This is a genomic window from Mesorhizobium sp. M4A.F.Ca.ET.020.02.1.1, assembly GCF_004022645.1.
Taxonomy (GTDB): Bacteria; Pseudomonadota; Alphaproteobacteria; order Rhizobiales; family Rhizobiaceae; genus Mesorhizobium.
In genome coordinates this window covers 1-5,129 of record NZ_RZOI01000448.1, presented here as the reverse complement: position 1 = coordinate 5,129, position 5,129 = coordinate 1, and the positions used below count along the sequence as shown (strand labels likewise).

Below are 5,129 nucleotides of genomic sequence, written 5' to 3'. Positions count from 1 at the left end.
CATGCAGCGAGTGCGGCCGCCAGACAACATCCTGATGGCTCAACGCATAGACACCGACAGCGGGCTGGCCGTTGGCTCTGGTGGCCACCGTGCGATAGCCGGCAAAATTGCCCCAGACGGTCTCGAGGAAAGCGCCGATCGCCTTGCGCCCCCGGTACCATTCCCGCCATGGCGGCATGTGATAAGTGGCATCCTCCCGCAACAGGTCGACGAGGCCGTCGAGATTGTCGGCCTGCCAGGCCCGCATATAGCGTTCGAGCAGCAGGCCCTCTTCCGGGCTGGGCCGTGACCGCTGCAAGGGGCGGCCTTCAGGATATCGCTGGCCAAGCGTCGCGCGAGCCCGCTGCAGGGCGCTGTTGATCGAGGCGGTCGATCCGCCCAGCAACTGCGCGGTCTCGGCGGCCGACCACCCCAGCACGTCGCAAAGCAGAAGCGCCGCCCGCTGCCTCGGCGGCAGGAGCTGGATCGCCGCTACGAAGGCGAGTTGCACGGCCTCGCGGGTCTCGTAACGCGCTTCCGGCCCGGGCTCGGCGTCGGCAAAGGCCGGGAGCTCGGTGTCCGGATAGGGCTCCAGCCAGGCGATCTCGGCGACGGGTCCTCCGGTCGCGGGTCCATCGGAGGGCGGTCGTGCGGGCTGCATTAGAATGCGGCGCGCCGCCGCTCTCGCCTTGATGGCGTTGAGGCAGCTGTTGGTGGCGATGCTGTAGAGCCAGCCGCGAGGAGAGCCGCGCCCGTCGAATTGCGACCTTGCGCGCCAGGCCTTGAGGAAAGTGTCCTGGACAAGGTCCTCGGCCTCGTTGAGCGAGCCCATCATCCGGTAGCAGTGCAGCTTGAGCTCGCGGCGATGCGTCACGGTCAAGCGCTCGAAGGCCAGCCGATCGAGGATCGGCTGGCCTGGCCGGCCCAATTGCTCAGAAGCGCCGGGAGCGTCTGTCATGCGGAGCCTGCGGGGCTGAGTTCGGCCGGCATCCTGCGCGCCTCATGCCGCCGCCGCAAGTCCGGCGCCACTCACCACGAAGGAACTGCCTTGCTGCTTCGCGGTGGCGAGCTGGACCACCGCGCGCCCGACATCGGCCGGGGTCTGCATGTCCGTCATGCTGGCCAGGAAGTCCGCCGGGCGGATGCCCATATAGGCCGAAATGCTGTCGATGCCGCGATCACCGACCCCGGTGCCGGGCATGATGCGCATCGGCGAAAGCGCCATGAAGCGCAGGCCGAGGCCGAGCCGGTCCGACTCTTTTTGGCAGTGGCCGGCCAGGAACACCTGCATGCGTTTGGCGCCGCCATAGCTGCCGGAATTCGGCGGCCCGCCGCTGAAGGCCGCCCCGCTGGAGATCAACACCACCCGGCTCCCTGGCTTGAGCCGACCCTGAAGCGCGGCCCTGCAGAACAGGAACGACGCCTTGACGTCCATCTCCCAGTTTGCCGAGAACACTTCCCAGCTCTGCTCCTGCACCGGCGCGGATGCGGCAAGCGCGCCCGCCGAGACCACCAGCACATCCGCCGCAAGCGCGTCGAAAACGGCTTCGGGCGCGCTCTCTTCCGTCGCGTCGACCGCCAGGGTCTTTACGTCCGGCTTCTCCCAGGCAAGCTGTTTTAGCGCGGCGGTACCGCGGGCGACGGCCAGCACCGTTGCCCCTTCGCCAAGCGCTGCTTCCACGATCGAGCGGCCGACACCCCGGCTGCCTCCGATGACGACGACATTCTGACCTTCCAACGATCCCATGGACCACCTCTCATTCCGGGCCGCCGGACCATCCGGTCGCGCCTGTTGATGAGGACAGCCGGGGTCAGCGGAAATCATCGGTGCGGGATCGAAAAAGTTCTCACGGGTGATCGACAAGGCTCGCGCCAAGGTCGCTGCCTGTTACCTTCTCTTCGTTTATGGCACGGCAATCGCATATGGCAGCGCCAGCCCCCGCTCCGGCCGCTGCCCGGCCACCTCTCCCCCATTCCATGGGGGCGAGGAAACGCTAACCGCCCAGGTCGCGGCCTCGGAAAGCTTGGGTTCCTCGCCCCCACTATATGTGGGGAGAGGTGGCTCGGCGAAGCCGAGACGGAGAGGGGGAGCGCAATATTCGATAGCCCTGCGTTTTCAGGGAGAAGGTGGCGACAGCCGGACGAGGAGCGGCGGAAGGCCTGCAGGATGAAGCTTCAGCCAACTCGGTCAGCCGGCCGGTTACTCGCTCTCGCCATCCAGCGCCGGCACCGAAACACCGGCAAGCTCCGCCGCCAAAAGCCGCGCCGCGCCCGCCCTGGCGATGCGCAGCATCAGCGCCTTGCGCGTCGCCGCCGCCATGCGGTGCTCCGGCGCGTCGCGCAGGATCTCCGCGCCATAGCCGTCGGAGAGGATGAAGCCGCATTCCTCCGGAAAGATGTCCGAGGGCACGCCGGGATGGGTGGCGAAGAAGAAGCGGTCGGAATGCAGCCGGTAATCGGGCCATTTGCGGTCGACGCGGAAATCCTCGATCGAGGACTTGATCTCGATGATCCAGATGTCGCCCTGCCGGGTCAGCGCGACGAGATCGGCGCGCCGGCCGGTGGCGAGCGACAGTTCCGGCAGCACATGCGCGCCCATTTCGGCGAGCAGTCGCTGCACCCCGCGTCGCACCAGCATGGCGCGCTCCGACTGACGGCCGTCGATCAAGGGGTTGATGGGAATCGGTGAGATGATGGGCATGGCTGGAACAATGACAGATTTTGTTCACGGTTTGAACCCGTCTGATTGTGGCGATTGTATATTTGACAAACCCGTTGGCGGGGCGGGAACTCGCTGGTATGAAAATGCGCATGGGTTATTGGGGGCAAGTTCGAGAGCGGGCTTGGCGCGAAGCCATCAAGGCTGCATGGGGCGACCCTTTCGCTGCCGTGAAGACAGTTGCCATTCCAGTTTTTGGTGCGGTCATTGCCTGGTTCTGGACCGGCAATTTCGACGGCAGTGCGCCAGTTCGTATCCTCGCCTCAATCGGAGGTGGTGCGGTTCTTTCGCTGGTGTTTTTCGGCATCAAGATGCTGACCATTCCAGCCAAGATGCACGCGGAAAGTCTCGAACGAATTGCCTCTCTAGAGGCGACCAAGGTCTCCACACCTGAAGCCATAGACCGAAGCTCGGTCCAAAACCTTCTGGCTCGAATGAGAGAGAAGTGTTTGGCCTATCGTTCGAAGAAAGGCGGCCCTGGCCTCGAAAAGCAGTACGAATGGGCTGACCAGCTAGTAGCGGATATCGGTGCGCTATATGGCCCGGAAGTGGTTCTAAACCTCAAGCGCGTTCTTCCGAATTTGACATCCCGCACCCTCGATAGCCTAGAGATGGACGGGCATATGAGGGCTATGGTTGGCAATCTCGACAAGCTGAAAGGTGACGTTAAGGACGGCATCTTTTCCAATGAGACGCCGGATTTGAACACCTATGTAAGGCGACGGCTTGCTGAATTGCGGGCCGAACAGGCAAGCCACGCACCCTAGCGCTTTGCCTTGCAAGCGACCCATCTGGACATTAGCGATCGTTAATGGTTGTGTCCGCTTGCATTCGCCGCTGGTGATTGCAACAGGTGGCAACCTGGCCCGCGTCATTCCGTCCAGGGAAAGACGCGGGTTCGCCGCCTGTCCGGCGCTCAAAGGCGCGGATGCGGTTCAGCAGCCGCGCCCGGCTGAATGGAACACCCGGCAACGACTGACGGTAGGTCACGCAAGGGCGCCAATTGCACCCAAAAGAAGTCAGCGCCGGAACCGTTTTCAGCCTTGAAAGGTCGAGAGCGCCGATCATATAGAAGCATATATGTTTCTTTTTGCTTTCGGGGCGGAAATGGCGGTGGACAGAGCAGTATCGAGTGGCGAGAGGCTTTCGGCCTTCGATCTCGATACGCTGCGCGAGATGTTCAGGAAGTCGGTTCGCGAGCATGGCGTCACGACAGCCGATTGGGCGGAACACGCCAGATTGTTCATCAAACAGACCACCAGCCGCAAACCCGGCAAGAAGCGTTCGCGAACGGCATAGCAGGGCCGTGGTGGTTGGCAAGGGCGCGATCCTGTCGTGGCTGCGGCGATCAGTTCGCCGTCTTGCTGTGCTCGCCGTCCACGGTCAAGCCCGCCATGTCGTCCAGGATCGGGCAGTCCGGGCGGTGGTCGCCGTGGCAGGCGTGGACCAGCGTCTGCAAGGTGGCGCGCATCGATTGCAGCTCGCGCACCTTCTCCTCGATCGCCCTGACATGGGCTGCGGCGATCTCGCGCACGTCGTGGCTGGCGCGTTCGCGGTCCTGGTAGAGCGCCATCAGCTGGCGGCAGTCGTCGATGGAGAAGCCGAGATTGCGCGCGCGGCGCAGGAAGGCCAGCCGGTGGATGTCGTCGCCGGAATAGTCGCGGTAGCCGTTGCTGGCGCGCGAAGGCGCGATCAGGCCGATCTCTTCATAGTAACGAATGGTCTTGGCCGGCAGGCCCGACCGCTCCGCGGCATCTCCGACATTCATGGCACTTTCCTCGACTTCGCCCGACCCGTCGGACCGGCCCATTGATTTTGCTTCACAATCCTATGAGTCCTGTTGCCGAAATGCCGCAGTCGCGGCCTTACCGGCAGGTAAGGTCTTGCATATAGGCAGTGCGCGCTTGGCAAGCAAAAGAAATGCCAGCATGAATGGTTTCAGGAAAAAGCGGCCGACTCGTGCCGCGATCAACGGGCTGGGCATCGGACCTATTCATGCGCTTGAAGTCTTTTGCAATCGTCGCTGCTCTTGCGCTGTCGACCGCGATTTCCGGTTGCAGCACCATCGGCTCGCGACTCTTCACCAACGACTATGGCGCGGTCACCGATGCGGGCTATCAATTGCCTCGCATCCCGATCGAGAAGGTTCCGGCGCGCTTCCATCGCCAGGAAGTGGACTACGACACTAAGGAAAAGCCGGGCACCATCATCGTCGATACCCAGAACAAGTTCCTCTACTTCGTCGAGGGCGACGGGCTGGCGATACGCTACGGCATCGGCGTCGGCCGTGAAGGCTTCGAGTGGCACGGCACCGCCCGTATCGCACTGAAGCGCGAATGGCCGACCTGGACGCCGCCCTCGCAGATGATCAAGCGCCAGCCGGAACTCGCCAAATTCGCAGGCGGTATGGAGCCGGGCCTCAAGAACCCGC

At 63.5% G+C, this 5,129-nt stretch carries 7 protein-coding genes; 3 read left to right on the top strand and 4 right to left on the bottom strand.

The annotated features are described in order from the left end of the window. The 3 genes from EN742_RS23725 to EN742_RS23715 form a co-directional block, all read right to left on the bottom strand. Positions 1 to 937, bottom strand: a 937-nt coding sequence (locus EN742_RS23725; RefSeq protein ID WP_128333349.1) for an RNA polymerase subunit sigma-70, incomplete at its 3' end; no start/stop codon positions are given. Positions 938 to 979: 42 nt separating this feature from the next. Further along, positions 980 to 1,726 (bottom strand): SDR family NAD(P)-dependent oxidoreductase, encoded by a 747-nt coding sequence (locus EN742_RS23720; protein WP_126056819.1) that lies wholly within the window; start codon positions 1,724 to 1,726, stop codon positions 980 to 982. 453 nt (positions 1,727 to 2,179) lie between these two features. Further along, on the bottom strand, positions 2,180 to 2,680 hold the full coding sequence (locus EN742_RS23715; protein ID WP_189347525.1) for an MmcB family DNA repair protein: 501 nt from the start codon (positions 2,678 to 2,680) through the stop codon (positions 2,180 to 2,182). A 98-nt stretch (positions 2,681 to 2,778) separates the two neighbouring features. Here EN742_RS23715 and EN742_RS23710 point away from each other — a divergent pair, with 98 nt between their 5' ends. Further along, positions 2,779 to 3,465, top strand: a complete 687-nt coding sequence (locus EN742_RS23710; RefSeq protein WP_127405519.1) for a hypothetical protein — start codon at positions 2,779 to 2,781, stop codon at positions 3,463 to 3,465. A gap of 346 nt (positions 3,466 to 3,811) precedes the next feature. Beyond that, complete coding sequence (locus EN742_RS23705; protein ID WP_128333348.1) at positions 3,812 to 3,997, top strand: hypothetical protein; 186 nt, start codon at positions 3,812 to 3,814, stop codon at positions 3,995 to 3,997. Between the two features lie 49 nt (positions 3,998 to 4,046). On the opposite strand, the gene cueR is transcribed toward EN742_RS23705, so the two are convergent. Then, positions 4,047 to 4,466 carry a Cu(I)-responsive transcriptional regulator gene (gene cueR, locus EN742_RS23700; protein WP_127405517.1) on the bottom strand — a complete coding sequence of 140 codons (420 nt, stop codon included), beginning with the start codon at positions 4,464 to 4,466 and terminating at the stop codon, positions 4,047 to 4,049. Positions 4,467 to 4,693: 227 nt separating this feature from the next. Here cueR and EN742_RS23695 point away from each other — a divergent pair. Continuing rightward, a partial coding sequence (locus tag EN742_RS23695; protein WP_148670213.1) for a L,D-transpeptidase occupies positions 4,694 to 5,129 on the top strand: 436 nt, incomplete at its 3' end.